Below are 19437 nucleotides of genomic sequence, written 5' to 3' on the forward strand. Positions count from 1 at the left end.
GGGCGTGGCTGATACTGGGGGGGTTATGGAAACCGTCATCCTTGCCGTCATCATCGCCGTGGTCGTGCTCGGCACGATCAGCGGGCTCGTCGTCAGCGGCCGCAAGAAGAAGAAGCTGCCGCCGTCCCCGCCGGCCGCCCCCCAATCCTCCGTCACCGCGCCCCCCGCCGAACCCCAGGTCGGCGAGGAGGCCGAAACCCCCCGCGACGAAGAGCGTCGCACCATCGAAGAAGTCACGCTGCCCACCGCCGAGGCCCCCGCGGCCGAGGCACCGGCCGCCGAGCCGGAGGCGCCCGCCGCCCCGGCGATCGAGGTCCCCGAGCCCACCGCGGGCCGGCTGGTGCGGCTGCGCGCCCGGCTCTCCCGCTCCCAGAACACCCTGGGCAAGGGCCTGCTGACCCTGCTGTCCCGTGAGCACCTCGACGAGGACACCTGGGAGGAGATCGAGGACACCCTGCTGACCGCCGATGTCGGCGTCGCCCCCACCCAGGAGCTGGTCGAGCGGCTGCGCGAGCGGGTCAAGGTCCTCGGCACCCGCACCCCCGAGGACCTGCGCGCGCTGTTGCGCGAGGAGCTCCTCACCCTCATCGGCACGGACGCCGACCGCTCCGTGCACACCGCCAACGGCATCGGCAACGGCGGCGACGAGATCCCCGGCGTCGTGATGGTCGTCGGCGTCAACGGCACCGGCAAGACCACCACCACCGGCAAGCTCGCCCGGGTGCTGGTCGCCGACGGCCGGTCCGTGGTCCTCGGCGCCGCCGACACCTTCCGCGCCGCCGCCGCCGACCAGCTCCAGACGTGGGGCGAGCGGGTCGGTGCCCGCACCGTCCGCGGACCCGAGGGCGGCGACCCCGCCTCGATCGCCTTCGACGCGGTGAAGGAGGGCATCGCCGAGTCCGCCGATGTCGTCCTCATCGACACCGCCGGCCGGCTGCACACCAAGACCGGACTGATGGACGAGCTCGGCAAGGTCAAGCGGGTCGTCGAGAAGCACGGCCCGGTCGGCGAGGTGCTGCTCGTCCTGGACGCCACCACCGGCCAGAACGGCCTGGTCCAGGCCCGGGTGTTCGCCGAGGTCGTGGACATCACCGGGGTGGTGCTCACCAAGCTCGACGGCACCGCCAAGGGCGGCATCATCGTCGCCGTCCAGCGTGAACTGGGCGTGCCGGTGAAGCTGATCGGTCTGGGAGAGGGCGCGGACGACCTGGCGCCGTTCGAGCCCGAGGCCTTCGTGGACGCCCTGATCGACTGACGCCGCCACGAGGAGGCCACGCCCCGGCAGCCCGGCCCCCGGCACCCGCACACGGCGGGTACCGGGGGCCGGGGTCGTTCCGGGACCCGGCCGGGGCCGAGGCGTGCGACAGGTGCCGGAGCCCGGCTCGCCCGCGGGGCCGCTCAGACCGCCGAGCGGTGGCAGACGTACGCCAGGATGCCCACCATCAGCCGGGCCTGCGGCGGCCGGTCCGCGGTGTCCAGGGTGGGCGGGCGCAGCCAGCGCACCGGACCGCGGCCGCCGAGGTCGGAGGGCGGAGCGGTGAGGTGGTCGCCGGTGCCCAGGGGGCGCAGATCGAGCGCGGCGTCGTCCCAGCCCATGCGGTAGAGCAGGTCCGGGAGCTGCGCGGCCGCCCCGGGGGCGACGAAGAACTGCGCGCGCCCCGTCGGGGTCAGGGTGACCGGGCCCAGTGGCAGGCCCAGGCGCTCCAGCCGCGCCAGCGCGTGCCGGCCCGCGGCCTCCGGCACGTCGAGGATGTCGAACGTGCGGCCCACCGGCAGCAGGATCGCGGCGCCCGGTGTCTCCGCCCACGCCACCCCGGCCTTCTCCCAGGTGGCGCCGGCCGGCAGCTCCTCGCCGAAGGCCAGTGGGTGCGCGCCGGGGGAGGGGCAGTCGGCGGCGCCGCACGAGCAGTCCGTCCGGCCGCTGCCCGCGCGCACCGCCCGGGCGCCGGGGGCGACGTCCCAGCCCCACAGCCCGGTGTACTCCGCCACCGCCGAGATCTCCGACGAGCGGGCGCGGCGCCGGGAGCCGGAACGAATCTCTCGGATGCCGCCGATCGTGAAGCCCATACCCCCTCCAACGGGTGGTGCGTGCCAGTGGTTACGAGTCGGTGGGTTGACGTCGTGGCGCCGTTCACGCTCCGTCGACCGTCCGCGGTGCCGGTGGTGCGACGTGGTGGGCCGGGTGGTGCGGAGCGCCGTGTGAGCCCTTGCGCGCTCCGCTCCGCCCGGCCGCGTTCGACCTGTGTCAAGTCAATCGCGAGAGCCCGGTGGGGAGTTCATTCGAAGGGGTGGCGAATGGTGGCGTTTCCCCGGTCGCCCTCGCGGCGGGCGTGATCGTAGGATTACTTTCGGTGCATGAACCCCGCGAGGCACTCTTCGCACGGGTATGCCGATGGCAACGCACGGGTCGAGCCCAGGCCAAAAGGTGTGCCCGGAATCCGTGATCGGGTAGAAGGACCCCGGACACGCGCCGCAACGGGCGGCAGTCCGTGGGTGGTTCGCCGCACATAGCGGGCAGCGGGTAACGGCACCAACGCAGCGATTCGGAATGGGGGCTCCAGTGGGCGGCAACGGCGGACCGGGCGGCACCGACGCCGTCAAACAACCCAACGCACAGCTGGGTTCGTGGTTCATGCGCAGCGGCTGGTCCAAGGGCGAGCTGGCGCGCCAGGTCAACCGCCGGGCCCGCCAGATGGGCGCCCACCACATCAGCACCGACACCTCACGGGTGCGCCGCTGGCTCGACGGCGAGCAGCCGCGTGAGCCCATTCCGCGGATCCTGTCCGAGCTGTTCTCCGAGCGCTTCGGCTGCGTGGTCGGCATCGAGGAGCTGGGGCTGCGCTCCGCGCACCAGTCCCCGTCCGTCTCCGGCGTCGACCTGCCCTGGGCGGGCGCCCAAACGGTCGGCCTCATCAGCGAGTTCTCCCGCAGCGACCTGATGCTGGCGCGCCGCGGCTTCCTCGGCACCTCGCTCGCCCTCGCCGCCGGCCCCGGCCTCATCGAGCCGATGCAGCGCTGGCTGGTCCCGGTGCCCGCGGGCCAGACCGGGCCGGCGGAGCCCGACCGGCTCCGCCGGGCCGTCCGGCTGTCCGAGCCGGAGCTGGACCTGCTCGAGTCGACGACCGTGATGTTCCGCCAGTGGGACGCGCAGTGCGGCGGCGGGCTGCGGCGCAAGGCCGTGGTCGGCCAGCTCCACGAGGTCACCGACCTCCTCCAGGAGCCGCAGCCGGCCCCGGTGGCCAAGCGGCTGTTCAAGGTCGCCGCCGAGCTGGCCGAACTCGCCGGCTGGATGAGTTACGACATCGGCCTGCAGCCCACCGCGCAGAAGTACTTCGTGCTGGCGCTGCACGCCTCCAAGGAAGCCGGCGACCGGCCCCTGGGCTCGTACATCCTCTCCAGCATGAGCCGCCAGATGATCCACCTCGGCCGGCCCGACGACGCGCTGGAGCTGATCCACCTCGCCCAGTACGGCAGCCGGGAGACGGCCACCCCGCGCACCCAGGCGATGCTGTATGCGATGGAGGCCCGTGCCTACGCCGGAATGGGCCAGCCCAGCAAGGTCAAGCGGGCCGTGCGGATGGCCGAGGACACCTTTTCGGACGCCCTGCCCGGCGAGCCAGAGCCGGACTGGATCCGCTTCTTCTCCGAGGCCGAACTGAACGCGGAGAACGCCCACTCCTACCGCGACCTCGCCTATGTCGCCGGCCGCAGCCCCACCTACGCCTCGCTCGCCGAGCCCGTCATGGCGCGCGCGGTGGAGCTGTTCGGCAAGGACGCCGAGCACCAGCGTTCGTATGCGCTGAACCTCATCGGGATGGCCACCGTGCATCTGCTGCAGAAGGAGCCCGAGGCCTGCGCGGCCATGGCGCAGCAGGCGATCCCGTTCGCCCGGCAGGTCCGCTCGGAGCGGGTGAACACCCGGCTGCGCAAGACCGTCGACACCGCGGCGCGGGAATTCGGCGAGGTCGCCGAGGTGATCCGGCTCAGCGACGAGCTCACCCGCCAGCTGCCGGAATCCGCGGAGGCCGTCTGACGGCACGCCTCCCCCAAGACACCGGCCGCGGCCGCCGCCCCGTACAGCCCGACTCGGCTCCCCCATGCCAGGTCACGAGGGGCGGCAGCCGCGGCCGGGCTCTCCTTTGCGCCTAAACGGCGCCGCTTTCGCGGAGGTGGCCGGACGCCGTGCGGGTCGCGCAATGGGGGATTTCGGTGGGTTGAACGGGTGAATGCGGTATCGATCCCGCTGTTCACGGGGGCGTAACACGAAGGCGTTCTTCGTCACGGCGGGGAAACACCCGCAAGGTTTGGCCGAAACCGTGCTGCGACAACCTCAACGCGAAGTCGGCCCACCAGAAACACGCCCGCACGGGCCGCATCGACGACGAGGAGACGCCGATGCCCCCAGGCATCCTGACGCTTGCCGCAGACAAGGTGACACTCAGCCCGGCCAACACCGGATTCATGCTGATCTGCTCCGCACTGGTGATGGTGATGACGCCGGCCCTCGCCTTCTTCTACGGAGGCATGGTCCGGGTCAAGAGCGTGCTCAACATGCTGATGATGAGCTTCATCAGCCTGGGCATCGTCACCATCCTGTGGGTCCTGTACGGCTTCGGGCTCGCGTTCGGCACCGACAAGGGCGGCTTCATCGGCTGGAACGGCGACTTCGCCGGCCTCGCCCACATCGGCCTGACCGAGCTGTGGGGCACCAGCACCATCCCGGTCTACGTCTTCGCGGTCTTCCAGCTGATGTTCGCGGTCATCACACCCGCGCTGATCAGCGGTGCGCTCGCCGACCGGGTGAAGTTCACCGCCTGGGCGCTGTTCATCGCCCTGTGGGTGACCGTCGTGTACTTCCCCGTCGCCCACTGGGTGTGGGGCGAGGGCGGCTGGCTCTACGAACTGAAGGTCATCGACTTCGCCGGCGGCACCGCCGTGCACATCAACGCCGGTGCGGCGGCGCTCGGCGTGCTCCTCGTCGTCGGCAAGCGGATCGGCTTCAAGAAGGACCCGATGCGGCCGCACAGCCTGCCGCTGGTCATGCTCGGCGCCGGACTGCTGTGGTTCGGCTGGTTCGGCTTCAACGCCGGCTCCTGGCTCGGCAACGACGACGGCATCGGCGCGGTCGCCTTCGTCAACACCCAGGTCGCCACCGCCGCCGCGATGCTCGGCTGGCTGGCTTACGAAAAGCTCCGGCACGGCTCGTTCACCACGCTCGGCGCGGCCTCCGGCGCGGTCGCCGGACTCGTCGCCATCACCCCGGCCTGCGGCGCGGTCAGCCCGCTGGGTGCCATCGCGGTCGGCGCGATCGCCGGTGTGCTGTGCGCCATGGCGGTCAATCTGAAGTACAAGCTCGGCTACGACGACTCCCTGGACGTCATCGGCGTCCACCTCGTCGGCGGTGTCGTCGGCTCGCTGCTGATCGGCTTCTTCGCCACCGGCGGGGTGCAGAGCAAGGCCAAGGGCCTGTTCTACGGCGGCGGCTTCGAACAGCTCGGCCGGCAGGCCGTCGGTGTGGTCTGCGTGCTGCTCTACTCGCTGGTCGTCTCGTATGTCCTTGCCAAGGTCATCGACCTGGTGATGGGCTTCCGGGTCGGCGAGGACGAGGAGGTCGCCGGCATCGACCAGGCCGCGCACGCCGAGACCGCGTACGACTTCACCGGCGCGGGCGGCGGCACGGTCGGCCGCAGGGGACCGGGACTCGGTGAGTCCCTGACGAAGAAGGTGGACGCGTGAAGCTCATCACGGCAGTAATCAAGCCGCACCGGCTGGACGAGGTGAAGGACGCCCTCCAGGCATTCGGGGTGCACGGACTGACCCTCACCGAGGCCAGCGGGTACGGCAGGCAGCGCGGGCACACCGAGGTGTACCGCGGCGCCGAGTACACCGTCGATCTGGTGCCGAAGATCCGCATCGAGGTGCTGGTCGAGGACGCCGACGCCGAGGAACTGGTCGACGTCGTCGTCAAGGCGGCCCGCACCGGCAAGATCGGCGACGGGAAGGTGTGGAGCGTCCCCGTCGACGACGCGGTACGGGTGCGGACCGGCGAGCGGGGGCCGGACGCGCTGTGACGGCGCCCCGGCTGCGGCCCGCGGCTCCCGGAGGCGCCCGCCGCCTCCGGGGCCGCACTCGCGGCCGGCCCGCCCCGGCAGCGGTGGCCGCACACCCCGCACCGGCACAGACTGGGACGGCGTGCGGGGACGGCCGGCCGGTGCGGGAACGGCGACACGGGGCGAGGGTGACGGCGGGGACGGCCGAAACGACGGGGACCACACGAGCGAGGAGCGCGCGGTGACGGACAGCGTCGAGGAAACGGCGGGACCGGCCGGAACGCCGGACAGCGGCGGCGAGCCCGCGCCCGTCGCGGCAGGGGGCTACCCCGCGGCCCGGCTGCGGCTCCTGCGGGACGACGCCCCCGCCGGGCCCGACCGCCGCGCCGCCCTCGCCCGGCTGACCGACGACTGGCTGGCCGGCCTGCTGACCCGGCACGCCCCCGCCGCCGGCCTGACCGGCACCGCCCTGGTCGCCGTCGGCGGCTACGGCCGCGGCGAACTCTCCCCGCGCAGCGACCTCGACCTGCTCCTGCTGCACGACGGCCGCGCCGACACCGGCGCCCTGGCCGCGCTCGCCGACCACCTCTGGTACCCCGTCTGGGACCTCGGCCTCGACCTCGACCACTCCGTCCGCACCCCCGCGGAGGCTCGCAAGGCCGCCCGCGACGACCTGAAGGTCCAGCTCGGCCTGCTCGACGCCCGCCACCTGGCCGGCGACGCGGAACTGACCGCCGCGCTGCGCAGCACCGCCTACGCCGACTGGCGCGAGAGCGCCCCCAAGCGGCTCCCCGAACTCCACGACCTGTGCCAGGAGCGCGCCGAACGGCACGGGGAACTGCAATTCCTCCTCGAACCCGACCTCAAGGAGGCCAGGGGCGGGCTGCGGGACGCCACCGCGCTGCGGGCGGTCGCCGCCTCCTGGCTCGCCGACGCCCCGCGCGGCGGCCTGGAAGCCGCCCGCACCCGGCTGCTCGACACCCGCGACGCCCTCCACCTGGCCACCGGCCGCGCCACCGACCGGCTCTCCCTCCAGGAACACACCCAGGTCGCCGAGTCCCTGGGCGTGCTGGACGCCGACGCCCTGCTGCGGCAGACCTACGAATCCGCCCGCACCATCTCCTACGCGGCCGACGTCACCTGGCGCGAGGTCGGCCGGGTGCTGCGCGCCCGCTCCGTCAAGCCCGTGCTGCGCGGGCTGCTGCACGGGCGCGCCGCGGGCAAGGGCGAGCGCTCGCCGCTCGCCGAGGGCGTCGTCGAACTCGACGGCGAGGCGGTGCTGGCCCGCACCGCCCGGCCCGAACGCGACCCGGTGCTGGTGCTGCGCGCCGCGGCGGCCGCCGCCCAGGCCGGACTGCCGCTGGCCACCGCCGCGATCCGCCGCTGCGCCACGGCCGCCGCCACCCGCCCGCTGCCGGTGCCGTGGCCGGCCGAGGCCCGTGAGCAGCTGATCACCCTCCTCGGCGCCGGCGCCCACACCGTGCCCGTATGGGAGGCCCTGGAGGCCGAGGGCCTCGTCACCCGGCTGCTGCCCGACTGGGAGCGCGTGCGCTGCCGCCCCCAGCGCAACCCCGTCCACACCTGGACCGTGGACCGCCATCTGATCGAGGCCGCGGTGCGGGCTTCCGCGCTCACCCGCCGGGTGCACCGCCCCGACCTGCTGCTGATCGCCGCCCTGCTGCACGACATCGGCAAGGGCTGGCCCGGCGACCACTCGGTGGCCGGCGAGACCATCGCCCGCGACGTGGCGGCCCGGCTCGGCTTCGGCGCCCGCGACACCGAGGTCATCGCCACCCTCGTCCGCCACCACCTGCTGCTGATCGACACCGCCACCCGGCGCGATCTGGACGACCCGGCGACCGTCGGCGCGGTCGCCGAGGCGGTCGGCCACACCGGCACCCTGGAGCTGCTGCACGCCCTCACCGAGGCCGACGCCCTGGCCACCGGGCCCGCCGCCTGGAGCGCCTGGCGCGGCGGACTCGTCGCCGACCTGGTCAAACGGGTCGCCGCCCGGCTCGCCGGGGAGCCCGCCGAGGAGGCGCGCCCGGCGGACGGGCCGACCGACGAACAGCGCCGGCTGGCCGCGGAGGCCCGGCGCACCGACGGCCCGGTCCTCGCGCTGCACGCCCGCGCCGACCCCCCCGCCGGGCCCGGGGACGACTCCGTCGAGGGCGAGCGCGCCCGGCAGCCGGTCGGCGTGGAACTGCTCATGGCCGTCCCCGCCCACCCGTCGCGCGGCCACCGCCCCTCGGCCAACCCCATGGGCCCCCCTTCCACGGGTGTGCTGCCCGCGGCGGCCGGGGTGCTGGCCCTGCACCGGCTCACCGTCCGCGCCGCCGACCTCCTCGAACTCGACTCCGAGGACGGTGACGGTGACGGGGACCCGATCCTGCTGATCGGCTGGCGGGTCGCCGCCGAGTTCGGCTCGCTGCCCGACGCCGACCGGCTGCGCGTCGACCTGGTCCGCGCGCTGGAGGGCTCCCTCGACATCCCCACCCGTCTCGCCGAGCGCGAACGCGCCTACGCCCGCCGGGCCCGCGCGGTGCTCGCCCCGCCGCCCCGGGTCACCGCCGTCACCGGCAGCTCCCGCACCGCGACCGTCATCGAGGTCCGCGCCCAGGACGCCCACGGCCTGCTGCACCGCATCGGCCGCGCCCTGGAGACGGCCGGTGTCACCGTGCGCAGCGCCCACATCAGCACCCTGGGCGCGAACGCGGTGGACGCGTTCTATGTCACGGGGCCGGACGGGGAGCCGCTCACGGACACCGCGGCCCATGAGCTGGCGGCGGCCGTGCAGCGCGCCCTCGGGTAGCCGCACGGCCCGCGCCGCCGCACGCACCCGTCCACAGGGCAGGGACGTGTCCCTTGCGGAGCCGGATACCCTAGAAGCCGACTGCACCCCGCCCCCGACCCCGAGGATCGACGACCGCCGTGTTCGATACGCTTTCCGACCGCTTGGCGAGTACTTTCAAAAACCTCCGGGGCAAGGGCCGCCTGAGCGAGGCGGACATCGACGCCACGGCGCGCGAGATCCGTATCGCGCTGCTCGAAGCGGATGTCGCCCTGCCCGTCGTCCGGGCCTTCATCAAGCAGGTCAAGGAGCGCGCCACCGGCTCCGAGGTCTCCCAGGCGCTGAACCCCGCCCAGCAGGTCATCAAGATCGTCAACGAGGAGCTCGTCGGCATCCTCGGTGGCGAGACCCGGCGGCTGCGGTTCGCCAAGAACCCGCCGACCGTGATCATGCTGGCGGGTCTGCAGGGTGCCGGTAAGACCACCCTCGCCGGAAAGCTCGGCCGCTGGCTCAAGGGGCAGGGCCACGCCCCGCTGCTGGTCGCCTGTGACCTCCAGCGCCCCAACGCCGTCAACCAGCTCCAGGTCGTCTCCGAGCGCGCCGAGGTCGCCTTCTACGGCCCCCAGCCCGGCAACGGCGTCGGCGACCCGGTCCAGGTGGCCAAGGACTCCCTCGAGTTCGCCCGGACCAAGCAGCACGACGTGGTCATCGTCGACACCGCCGGCCGCCTGGGCATCGACCAGGAACTGATGCAGCAGGCCGCGGACATCCGGGACGCGGTCAGCCCCGATGAGGTCCTCTTCGTCGTCGACGCGATGATCGGTCAGGACGCGGTCAACACCGCCGAGGCCTTCCGCGACGGCGTCGGCTTCGACGGTGTGGTGCTCTCCAAGCTCGACGGTGACGCCCGTGGTGGTGCGGCGCTGTCCGTGGCCCATGTCACCGGCAAGCAGATCATGTTCGCCTCCAACGGCGAGAAGCTGGACGACTTCGACGCGTTCCACCCGGACCGCATGGCGTCCCGCATCCTCGGCATGGGCGACATGCTCAGCCTGATCGAGAAGGCCGAGCAGACCTTCAGCCAGGACGAGGCCGAGAAGATGGCGGCCAAGCTGGCGAAGGGCCCCAAGGAGTTCACCCTCGACGACTTCCTGGCCCAGATGGAGCAGGTCCGCAAGATGGGCTCCCTCTCCAAGCTGCTCGGCATGCTGCCCGGCATGGGGCAGATGAAGGACCAGATCAACAACCTCGACGAGCGCGAGGTCGACCGCACCGCCGCCATCATCAAGTCGATGACCCCGGCCGAGCGCCAGGAGCCGACGCTCATCAACGGCTCGCGCCGGGCCCGGATCGCCAAGGGTTCGGGTGTCGACGTCAGCCAGGTCAAGAGCCTGGTAGAGCGGTTCTTCGAGGCCCGCAAGATGATGTCGAAGATGGCCCAGGGCGGCGGCATGCCCGGGATGCCCGGCATGCCGGGGATGCCTGGCATGGGGGGCGGCGCCCGCAAGAAGAAGCAGGTCAAGCAGGCCAAGGGCAAGCGCAAGAGCGGCAACCCGATGAAGCGCAAGGCCGAGGAGGAGGCCGCGGCCGCGCGCCGCGAGGCCGCCCAGTCCGGCAACCCGCTGGGCCTGCCGCAGGGCGGCCAGGACCCGCAGAACTTCGAACTCCCCGAGGAGTTCAAGAAGTTCATGGGCTGAGCCCCGGGCGGCTCACCCCTCCGCTTTCCCCTCCGCTTTTCACGAGCCCCGGCCGGCAGCACGCGGCCGGGGCTCGTCGCGGTGCCCCGTGCTCAGCGCCCGGAGCCGTCCGCCGGGCGCCCGCCGGCCACCGGAGCCCGCCCCTCCGCCGCCTGCGCACCGCTCGCCCCGCCCGAACCGGTGAGGAACCGCAGCGGATTGCGCCGGGTCAGCCCGTCGATCGTCTCCTCGTCCACCCCTGCCGCCCGCAGCCGCGGCAGGAAGGACCGGAACAGATGCCCGTAGCCCATGCCGCCCTCGCTCACCAGATAGCCGTGCCGCCAGACGTCGCAGCTCAGCAGCACCCGGTCGGCGAACCCCGACTCCAGCAGCGCCAGCAGCAGCCGCAGCCGCACCCGGTCGCTGCGATAGCCCTCCCTGCCGACGGTGTCGAACGCGACATACGCCCCGGACGCCGCCAGCTCCCGGTGCACGGCCGGGTCGTCGAGCAGGTCCTGATGGCCGATGCTGACGCGGTGCGGCGCCAGCCCGGCCGCCGTCAGCAACTCCAGCTGGGCGAGGCCGCCCCGGCCGAACCGCGCATGGGTGGCCACCGACAGCCCGGTCGCCGTGGCGGCCAGCGCCGCCGCCCGCAGCGCCCGCGCCTCCGTCCCGGTGGGCAGCTCACCGTGGCTGCCGACCTCACCGATCACCCCCGGACGGATCCCGGAACCGCCGCAGCCGCGCTCGATCTCCCCGACCAGCGTCCGGGCCAGCTGCTCGGGGCTGGTGCGGCTCAGCTCCGCCGGGCGGACCGGCTCGTAGTACCAGCCGGTCGCGGCGACCACCGCCACCGACGAGTCCGCGGCGATCCGGGCCGTCGCCGCCACATCGCGCCCCATGCCCCGGCAGGTGAGCTCGACGACCAGCGCGAGCCCGAACTCGTCGCGCAGCCCCACCAGTTCCTCGGTGATCGCGGCCCGGTGCCCAGGCGTCAGGGTCGCCGCACTGTCGGCCCCCCGGGTCAGATCCAGCGCCAGATGCTCGTGCGACAGCACCGGCCCCCGCACCTCGGAGACGGGCAGCGGCCCCGCGACGGTCTGCAGCAGCGCGCTCATCGAGGCACCCGGCTCCGCGCCGGCGGCGGATGACCGGCCGGCAGCTGTGCGTCCATGGGCGGCCGTCCTTCCCTCCAGGACCGGGGACCGGCGGCTACCGCGTCCGCGCGATCAGATAACGGAACACATTCGGCATCCACACCGTCCCGTCCGCCCGCTGATACGGATGCAGCGCCTCCGCGAGCTCCTTGGCCACCTGACGCTCGTCCGTCACCGCCAGCGCCGCGTCGAACAGCCCCGTCGACAGCAGCCCGCGCACCGCGCTCGCCGGATCCGCGTACCCGAACGGACAGGCCACCCGGCCCGAGCCGTCCGGCCGCAGCCCCGCCCGGTCCGCCAGCTCCTCCAGATCGTCCCGGCGGCTGGGCCGCCAGCCGGCGCCCGCCGCGCGCCCGTCCCGCGGACCGGCCAGCCGCTGCGCGACCCGCAGCACCCCGGCCGTGGCGCAGCGCTCCACCGGGCCCCAGCCGCCCAGCACCACCGCGCTGCCGCGCTCCGCGAGCCCGGCCGCCGCGGACAGCGAGGCCGTCAGCCCCTCGACCGTGCTCACACAGCCCACCGGGTGGAACGCCGTGATCACGTTGAAGGCGGCGTCCCCGGGCGCCGCGGCCTCCAGCCCGCCGCTGACCAGCCGGGTGTGCTCCGGCCTGCCCTCCGGCGTGAGCCGCTCGCGCGCCAGCTCCAGCCGGGACTCGTCCACATCCACCCCGCTGACCTGCGCGCCGCGCCCCGCCGCCAGCAGCAGCGCCAGCCCGGAGCCACAGCCCAGCCCCAGCAACCGGGTGCCCGAGCCGATACCCAGGCGGTCGTACGCGGCTTCGTACAGCGGTATCAGCATCCGCTCCTGGATCTCGGCCCAGTCACGGGTACGCCGTGACCGGGCCGGAGCGGACGGATCGTCGCAGCGCATGGATCCGGAGTGCGGAAGCTGGTGCCGCACGAGCGTCGGTGACATCGATAGCGCCCCTATTCGCCGAGAACCCGAAGCTGTTCCGTACCGATCGCCCCCGTGTTCGCGCGTGGTGCGCCCCCGCGAACCAGACAACTGCGCATTCGTCCAAGCGTCCAGGGGATGCGCCGGGGTTGTCTCCCGCGCGCCCCTCCATGCGCCGGGCCCGCGCGCCCTGGAGCGCCGTTTCAGCCTGCCCCGCCCGACGCCGTTCCGCCACGGCAACGACCGCCGCCGGGCTCCCGGGCGCCCTCCGGTTCACCACCGTCCGCCGTCGCCCCGCGGGCATGCGGCCCGGTGTCGGCGGGCACAGGTACGCCCCGTACCATCGCCGCGGTGATCCTCGCGCCGTATACGACCGGCTACGCCATGCGGCGTACGCGGTGATACGTACCGGCTTGCGGCCCGGTGAGTGGCTTCTGCGCAGATCGGCGCACCCGCCCTCGGCACGACTCATGACCGGAAACTGACTGGTACGTGCAAATTATTTGGGATGCCCCGGAATCGGAACACTCGACGGCCCCGGCTCGTTGTCACGACGTGAGCACGACACCGCCTGTCCTCGCCGCCGAGCTGGCACTCGCCTGGGCCGATATTCAACGGCACCACCCCGAGCTGCCGGACCTGGCCGCGCCCGAGTCCCTGATCGGAGAGTCCTCGTCCGCCTGCGGCGCCGAACTCTCCTTCGAACGTCTGCTCCACGAGGCTGTCCACGGCATCGCCGCCGCCCGCGGCGTCCGTGACACCTCCCGCGCAGGCCGCTACCACAACCGCCGGTTCCTGGCGATCGCCGAGGAGCTGGGCCTGGACCACGTCGACGAGCCGCATCCCAGCAGCGGCTTCTCCCTGGTCACGCTCAACCCCGAAGCCAGAAGGCGCTACCGCCCCACCATCGAACGGCTGGCCAGGGCCCTCAAGGCGCACACCGCCGCCACCGCCACGGACACCTCCCGCAGCTTCCGCGGCCCCGCCGCGCGGCACGGCTCCTCCGGGGGCGGCGTCCGGGTCAAGGCCGTCTGCGACTGCGGGCGCAATGTCCGGGTCGTCCCGTCCGTGCTCGCCCAGGCGCCGATCGTCTGCGGCGGCTGCGGGAAGCCCTTCCGCATCCCCGAGGTGGCCGCGGTCGGCTGAGCCGAGCGGGTGTGGCAGAATGGCTGGCTGTACTCGACAGTCGCACAGGACCCCTCTCTCCTCCGGCTGACGCGTCCATCGGGCACCCCGAGTACCGCAACCCCACGTGGCATCCCGTTGTGCCCCACCACGTCAAGACCAGGAGACACCACTTCCGTGGCAGTCAAGATCAAGCTGAAGCGTCTGGGCAAGATCCGCGCGCCTCACTACCGCATCGTCATCGCCGACTCCCGTACCCGCCGTGACGGCCGGGCCATCGAGGAGATCGGCCTGTACCACCCGGTGCAGAACCCCTCGCGCATCGAGGTCGACTCCGAGCGTGTCCAGTACTGGCTGGGTGTCGGCGCGCAGCCGACCGAGCCCGTCATGGCCATCCTCAAGGTCACCGGCGACTGGCAGAAGTTCAAGGGTCTGCCCGCCCCGGCGCCGATGAAGGTCGCCGAGCCGAAGGCCGACAAGCGCGCCCTCTTCGAGGCGGCCGCCAAGGCGTCCGGCGACGAGCCGAAGGGTGAGGCCATCACCCCGAAGGCGAAGAAGGCTGACAAGAAGGCGGACGAGGCTGCGGCCGAGTCCACCTCCGAGTCGACCGAGGCCTGAGCATGCTCGAGGAAGCCCTCGAGCACCTCGTCAAGGGCATCGTCGACAACCCCGACGAGGTGCAGGTGGCCGAGCGCACCCTGCGCCGCGGGCGCGTGCTCGAGGTCCGGGTCCACCCCGACGACCTCGGCAAGGTGATCGGCCGTAACGGCCGTACCGCCCGCGCGCTGCGGACCGTCGTGGGCGCCATCGGCGGACGGGGCATCCGCGTCGACCTCGTCGACGTGGACCAGGTCCGCTGACAAGTTGAACACCGGCTCGGGCCGGGGAGGGCCGCCGGCCCGCCCCGGCCCGTAGTCGTCCACGGACACCGGACGGTGCCGCGGGCACTGGCAAGGGAGAGAACAGCGTGCAGTTGGTAGTGGCACGGATCGGCCGCGCCCACGGCATCAAGGGCGAGGTCACGGTAGAGGTGCGAACCGACGAGCCCGAGCTGCGGCTCGGCCCCGGCGCCGTCCTCGCCACCGACCCGTCCTCCGTGGGACCGCTGACCATCACGGCCGGACGGGTGCACAGCGGCCGGCTGCTGCTGCGCTTCGAGGGCGTCGCGGACCGCACGGCCGCCGAGGCGCTGCGCAACACCCTGCTGATCGCGGAGGTCGACCCCGAGGAGGTCCCCGAGGACCCCGAGGAGTTCTACGACCACCAGCTGATCGACCTCGACGTCGTCACCCGCGACGGCACCGAGGTCGGCCGGATCGCCGAGGTCTCCCACCTGCCCTACCAGGACCTGCTGGTCGTCCGGCGGCCCGACGGCGGCGAGGTCCTGATCCCGTTCGTCTCCGAGATCGTCCCGGAGATCGACCTGGAGGAGCAGCGCGCGGTCATCGACCCGCCGCCCGGTCTCCTCGACGACAGCCAGGCCGAGGTCGCCAGCAGCCGCGAGGACAGCTGATGCGGCTCGACGTCGTCACGATCTTCCCCGAGTACCTCGAGCCGCTGAACGTCTCCCTCGTGGGCAAGGCCCGGGCCCGCGGACAGCTCGATGTGCGCATCCACGACCTGCGGGAATGGGCGCACGACAAGCACAACACCGTCGATGACACGCCCTACGGCGGCGGCCCCGGCATGGTCATGAAGCCCGAGCCGTGGGGCGAGGCGCTCGACGAGATCCTCGCGTCGGGTGACGGTGAGCCGGTGATCGTCGTCCCCACGCCCAGCGGCGCCCCCTTCACCCAGCAGCTCGCCGTCGAACTCTCCGCCAAGCCCTGGCTGGTGTTCACCCCGGCCCGCTACGAAGGCATCGACCGCCGCGTCATCGAGGAGTACGGCGACCGCGTCGACGTGCGCGAGGTCTCCATCGGCGACTACGTCCTGGCCGGCGGCGAGGCACCGGTCCTGGTCATGGTCGAGGCGGTGGCCCGGCTGCTGCCCGGCGTCCTCGGCAACGCGGCCTCCCACCAGGACGACTCCTTCGCCCCCGGCGCGATGGCCGACCTCCTGGAAGGCCCCGTCTACACCAAGCCCCCCGAGTGGCGCGGCCGTGGCATCCCCGACGTCCTGGTCAGCGGCCACCACGGCAAGATCGCCCGCTGGCGGCGGGACGAGGCGTTCCGCCGGACCGACCGCAACCGCCCCGATCTGATCGAGCGTGCCGACCCCGCCGCGTTCGACAAACACGACCGGGCGATGCTCGACGCTCTCGGCTGGTCGGCCGGTGCCGACGGCCGATTTGGGCGGACGACCGAGGCCGTGGAAGAATAGGCCGCTGCTGTGTGCGTCCGGCGCGCGCCCCTGCCACAGGGGGAACGACGCCCGCCCGACGGAACGGCATCCGAAACATCCTTCCCATATCCCGTTGATGACCTGTGGCATCAGCGAAGAAAGCAGTAGGTCATGCACCTTCTCGACTCCGTCGACGCCGCGTCCAAGCGCAGCGACATCCCGGCCTTCCGCCCGGGTGACACCGTCAACGTCCACGTCCGCGTCATCGAGGGCAACCGCTCCCGTGTGCAGCAGTTCAAGGGCGTTGTCATCCGCCGTCAGGGCGCCGGCGTCCGCGAGACCTTCACGGTCCGCAAGGTCAGCTTCTCCGTCGGCGTCGAGCGCACCTTCCCGGTGCACACCCCGATCGTCGAGAAGATCGAGGTCGTGACCCGCGGTGACGTCCGTCGCGCCAAGCTGTACTTCCTCCGTGAGCTCCGCGGCAAGGCCGCGAAGATCAAGGAGAAGCGCGACAACTGAGCCGGGCCGCCCGGCGCACGATTTTTTGCGCCCGGGCAACGCAAACCGACGCTCGCGTACGGCGTCCGGATCCGGCCGGATAGGCTCAGGGCCCGATGAACACCGACGCACAGCTCACGGAGCGCGATCTCTCTCCCACCCACGACCAGGGGCCGGAGCAGGGGTCGCGCTTCGCGCGTTCCGGCCCGCTGGGCGTCCTGTACCGCCGGCCGGCCACCGTGCTCGCGCTCTGCCTGGCCTTCGTGCTGCTGCTCAGCGCGTTCGTCGCCCAGCCCTTTCTGATCCCGTCCTCCTCGATGGAGAACACCCTGCAGATCGGGGACCGGGTGCTGGTCAACAAGCTGGCGTACCGGTTCGGCGGCTCTCCCGCGCGGGGCGACGTGGTGGTGTTCGACGGCAGAGGATCGTTCGTTCACAGGGAGCAGGGGGAGAATCCCGTCACGGGACTGCTGCGCGGCGCCGGTGCGGCGCTGGGCCTGGCCCCGTCCGCCGGGACCGACTACGTCAAGCGCGTGATCGGCATCGGCGGTGACCACGTGACCTGCTGCGACAAACGGGGACGGATCGAAGTGAACGGTAAGTCCGTGAGCGAGGCGTATCTCCACCCCGGGGACGCGCCGTCCTCGGTGGATTTCGACATCGTGGTGCCCCAGGGCCGGTTGTGGGTCATGGGTGACCACCGCGCCAGATCCAGTGACTCCCGCGACCACCTCGGCGACCCCGGCGGCGGCACGGTTCCGGTCGGCAAGGTCATCGGCCGCGCGGACCTGATCACCTGGCCGGTGGGCCGCTGGCGCACCCTGGGCGCACCGGGCGCCGCCGACCGGATACCCGTCGCGGCAGGCCCACGTGGGTAGCCGCGGCCGCCCCCGTCACGGGAGCAAGGACGCCGGCCGGGGGCGGGCAGCCGCCCGCCCGCAGCCGGAGGCCGGCGGCGCGTACGGCGACTCCGGCGGATACGGCGACCCCCAGGAGCCCGGCGGCGTCCCCGGACCGCGCTCCGCACGCTCGGCGACCCGCGGCCGGTCGAACCGGCCCGCGACCGGCGGCCGGGCCGAGCGCAGGCGCCAGGCCCGGCGCATCAAGCGCCGCCGGCAGCGCTCCTACCTCAAGGAAATCCCCATCCTCGTCGGCGTGGCCCTGGCCATCGCCCTCGTCCTAAAGACCTTCCTCGTCCAGGCCTTCGTCATCCCGTCCGGCTCCATGGAGCAGACGATCAGGATCGGCGACCGGGTGCTGGTCGACAAGCTCACGCCGTGGTTCGGGTCGAAGCCCGAGCGCGGCGACGTGGTCGTCTTCAAGGACCCCGGAGGCTGGCTCAAGGGCGAGCAGAACAAGCCCGCCGACGACGGGGGAGCCTTCAAGCCGGTCAAAGACGCCATGACCTTCATCGGCCTGCTGCCGTCGGCCAACGAGCAGGACCTGATCAAGCGGGTCGTGGCGGTCGGCGGGGACACCGTCAAATGCTGCGACAAGCAGGGCAAGGTCACCGTCAACGGCACTCCGCTGACCGAACCGTACGTCCATCCGGGGAATCCGCCGTCCACGCTGAAGTTCACGGTCAACGTCCCCACCGGCCGGATCTTCGTCATGGGCGATCACCGCTCCAACTCGGCGGATTCGCGCTTCCACCTGGACGAGCCGTACCGTGGCACGGTCTCGGAGGACGGTGTCGTGGGCCGGGCGATGGTGATCGGCTGGCCGTTCAGCCACTGGCGGCGCCTTGAAGAGCCGGACACCTTCACGACCGTGCACGACGCGCCGGGCGCCAAGACGTCCGCGGCGGGTGCGCCGCATAAGGTGTCCTCCGAGAGTTTGACCGTACTCCCGACCCCTGCGGAACTCCCGCTCGTTATGGGAGTGGTGGGCCTGCGCCGGTTGACGCGCGGGCGAGTCCGTGGAGTGAGGAGCAGATGTGGGGGACTTGGCGGTCGGCGCGCGGTCCGGAACCGAAGAGCCCGAAGAGCCGGCCCGGCGCGGTGAGACCCCGCAGCCGGCGGCGAGTTCCGTGCATCAGGCACAGTCATCCGCGGGAGGGCGGGCCCAGGCGCCGCACGCTGCCGGGACGGACACGTCGGATACGCGGGACACGACGGCGAGTGGCGAGGTGAGCGGCAGCATGAAGAAGGCCAAGAAGCCGCGTGCCTTCTGGAAGGAGCTGCCGATTCTCATCGGCATCGCCCTTCTCCTCGCGCTGCTGATCAAAACCTTCCTGGTGCAGGCGTTCTCCATCCCGTCCGACTCGATGCAGGACACCCTGCAGCGCGGGGACCGGGTGCTGGTCGACAAGCTGACGCCGTGGTTCGGCTCCAAGCCGCAGCGCGGCGAGGTCGTCGTCTTCCACGACCCGGGCGGCTGGCTGAACGAGACGCCGACCCCCGAGCCCAACCCGGTCCAGAAGGTCCTCAGCTTCATCGGCCTGATGCCCTCGGCCGAGGAGAAGGACCTGATCAAGCGGGTCATCGCGGTCGGCGGCGACACCGTCGAGTGCCACGGCACCGGCCCGGTCAAGGTCAACGGCAAGGCGCTCAAGGAAGACAGCTACATCTTCCCCGGCGCCACCCCCTGCGGTGACCGCGCGTTCGGCCCGATCCGCGTCCCCAAGGGCCGGATCTGGGTGATGGGCGACCACCGCGACGACTCCCTCGACTCCCGCTACCACCAGACCCTCAAGGGCAACGGCACGGTTTCGGAGGACGAGGTCGTCGGACGGGCGTTCACCATCGCCTGGCCCATCAACCGCTGGGCGACCCTGCCCGTACCGGACACCTTCGACCAGCCCGGGATCAACAAGGCAATGGGGGTCGCACCGGCCGCCCTGGGCCTGGCCGGCGCGGTGCCGATCGTGATCCGGCGTCGCCGGAGGCTGACCGGAGCGCGTAACCCCAGGTAAGGTGCCGTCCCGGATCTTCGACGCGGGCCCGTCCCGCGGGGTGGGAGC

General features: G+C 72.6%; 18 protein-coding genes. 15 read left to right on the top strand and 3 right to left on the bottom strand.

What is annotated here, in order from left to right; genetic code table 11:
• The first annotated feature begins 25 nt into the window (after positions 1 to 25).
• Complete coding sequence (ftsY, locus tag ACQP17_RS26130) at positions 26 to 1255, top strand: signal recognition particle-docking protein FtsY (protein WP_388086487.1); 1230 nt, start codon at positions 26 to 28, stop codon at positions 1253 to 1255.
• Positions 1256 to 1398: 143 nt separating this feature from the next.
• Here ftsY and ACQP17_RS26135 read toward each other — a convergent pair whose 3' ends face one another.
• The gene (locus ACQP17_RS26135; RefSeq protein ID WP_433858456.1) at positions 1399 to 2067 is read right to left on the bottom strand and encodes a bifunctional DNA primase/polymerase; all 669 of its coding nucleotides are present in this window, start codon (positions 2065 to 2067) and stop codon (positions 1399 to 1401) included.
• Positions 2068 to 2548: 481 nt separating this feature from the next.
• Between ACQP17_RS26135 and nsdA the strand changes: the two genes are divergently transcribed.
• The 5 genes from nsdA (at position 2549) to ffh (ending at position 10538) form a co-directional block, all read left to right on the top strand.
• On the top strand, positions 2549 to 4033 hold the full coding sequence (gene nsdA, locus ACQP17_RS26140; protein ID WP_433858457.1) for a transcriptional repressor NsdA: 1485 nt from the start codon (positions 2549 to 2551) through the stop codon (positions 4031 to 4033).
• 362 nt (positions 4034 to 4395) lie between these two features.
• Complete coding sequence (locus tag ACQP17_RS26145) at positions 4396 to 5736, top strand: ammonium transporter (RefSeq protein WP_433858458.1); 1341 nt, start codon at positions 4396 to 4398, stop codon at positions 5734 to 5736.
• Positions 5733 to 6071, top strand: a complete 339-nt coding sequence (locus ACQP17_RS26150; RefSeq protein ID WP_364878826.1) for a P-II family nitrogen regulator — start codon at positions 5733 to 5735, stop codon at positions 6069 to 6071. The genes ACQP17_RS26145 and ACQP17_RS26150 overlap by 4 nt, the downstream gene beginning before the upstream one ends.
• A gap of 220 nt (positions 6072 to 6291) precedes the next feature.
• Complete coding sequence (locus ACQP17_RS26155; protein WP_433858459.1) at positions 6292 to 8862, top strand: [protein-PII] uridylyltransferase; 2571 nt, start codon at positions 6292 to 6294, stop codon at positions 8860 to 8862.
• Between the two features lie 119 nt (positions 8863 to 8981).
• Positions 8982 to 10538 (top strand): signal recognition particle protein, encoded by a 1557-nt coding sequence (ffh, locus tag ACQP17_RS26160; protein WP_433858460.1) that lies wholly within the window; start codon positions 8982 to 8984, stop codon positions 10536 to 10538.
• 92 nt (positions 10539 to 10630) lie between these two features.
• On the opposite strand, the gene ACQP17_RS26165 is transcribed toward ffh, so the two are convergent.
• Positions 10631 to 11635, bottom strand: a complete 1005-nt coding sequence (locus ACQP17_RS26165; RefSeq protein WP_433858461.1) for a phosphotriesterase family protein — start codon at positions 11633 to 11635, stop codon at positions 10631 to 10633.
• Positions 11636 to 11729: 94 nt separating this feature from the next.
• On the bottom strand, positions 11730 to 12590 hold the full coding sequence (locus ACQP17_RS26170; RefSeq protein WP_433858462.1) for a methyltransferase domain-containing protein: 861 nt from the start codon (positions 12588 to 12590) through the stop codon (positions 11730 to 11732).
• 534 nt (positions 12591 to 13124) lie between these two features.
• Here ACQP17_RS26170 and ACQP17_RS26175 point away from each other — a divergent pair.
• The 9 genes from ACQP17_RS26175 (at position 13125) to lepB (ACQP17_RS26215) (ending at position 19389) form a co-directional block, all read left to right on the top strand.
• Positions 13125 to 13715, top strand: coding sequence for a hypothetical protein (locus tag ACQP17_RS26175; protein ID WP_329145944.1), 591 nt, complete (start codon positions 13125 to 13127; stop codon positions 13713 to 13715).
• A gap of 156 nt (positions 13716 to 13871) precedes the next feature.
• Positions 13872 to 14312: a 30S ribosomal protein S16 gene (gene rpsP, locus ACQP17_RS26180; RefSeq protein WP_006602842.1), complete on the top strand. Its 441-nt coding sequence runs from the start codon at positions 13872 to 13874 to the stop codon at positions 14310 to 14312.
• Positions 14313 to 14314: 2 nt separating this feature from the next.
• Positions 14315 to 14554 carry an RNA-binding protein gene (locus tag ACQP17_RS26185; RefSeq protein ID WP_168481574.1) on the top strand — a complete coding sequence of 80 codons (240 nt, stop codon included), beginning with the start codon at positions 14315 to 14317 and terminating at the stop codon, positions 14552 to 14554.
• Positions 14555 to 14661: 107 nt separating this feature from the next.
• Entirely contained in the window at positions 14662 to 15207 is a 546-nt protein-coding gene (gene rimM / locus ACQP17_RS26190) for a ribosome maturation factor RimM (protein WP_433858463.1), read from the top strand.
• A complete protein-coding gene (gene trmD, locus ACQP17_RS26195) occupies positions 15207 to 16016 on the top strand; it encodes a tRNA (guanosine(37)-N1)-methyltransferase TrmD (RefSeq protein ID WP_433858464.1) in 810 nt (269 codons plus the stop codon). Before rimM ends, trmD begins: the two co-directional genes overlap by 1 nt.
• A 132-nt stretch (positions 16017 to 16148) precedes the next feature.
• The gene (rplS, locus tag ACQP17_RS26200) at positions 16149 to 16496 is read left to right on the top strand and encodes a 50S ribosomal protein L19 (protein ID WP_018087148.1); all 348 of its coding nucleotides are present in this window, start codon (positions 16149 to 16151) and stop codon (positions 16494 to 16496) included.
• Positions 16497 to 16591: 95 nt separating this feature from the next.
• Positions 16592 to 17353, top strand: coding sequence for a signal peptidase I (gene lepB / locus ACQP17_RS26205; protein WP_433858465.1), 762 nt, complete (start codon positions 16592 to 16594; stop codon positions 17351 to 17353).
• Positions 17346 to 18479 (top strand): signal peptidase I, encoded by a 1134-nt coding sequence (gene lepB / locus ACQP17_RS26210; protein WP_433858466.1) that lies wholly within the window; start codon positions 17346 to 17348, stop codon positions 18477 to 18479. Before lepB (ACQP17_RS26205) ends, lepB (ACQP17_RS26210) begins: the two co-directional genes overlap by 8 nt.
• Positions 18421 to 19389, top strand: a complete 969-nt coding sequence (gene lepB / locus ACQP17_RS26215; protein WP_433860007.1) for a signal peptidase I — start codon at positions 18421 to 18423, stop codon at positions 19387 to 19389. Before lepB (ACQP17_RS26210) ends, lepB (ACQP17_RS26215) begins: the two co-directional genes overlap by 59 nt.
• The last annotated feature ends 48 nt before the right edge of the window (positions 19390 to 19437 follow it).

The organism is Streptomyces kronopolitis, assembly GCF_050953795.1.
GTDB lineage: Bacteria > Actinomycetota > Actinomycetes > Streptomycetales > Streptomycetaceae > Streptomyces > Streptomyces kronopolitis_A.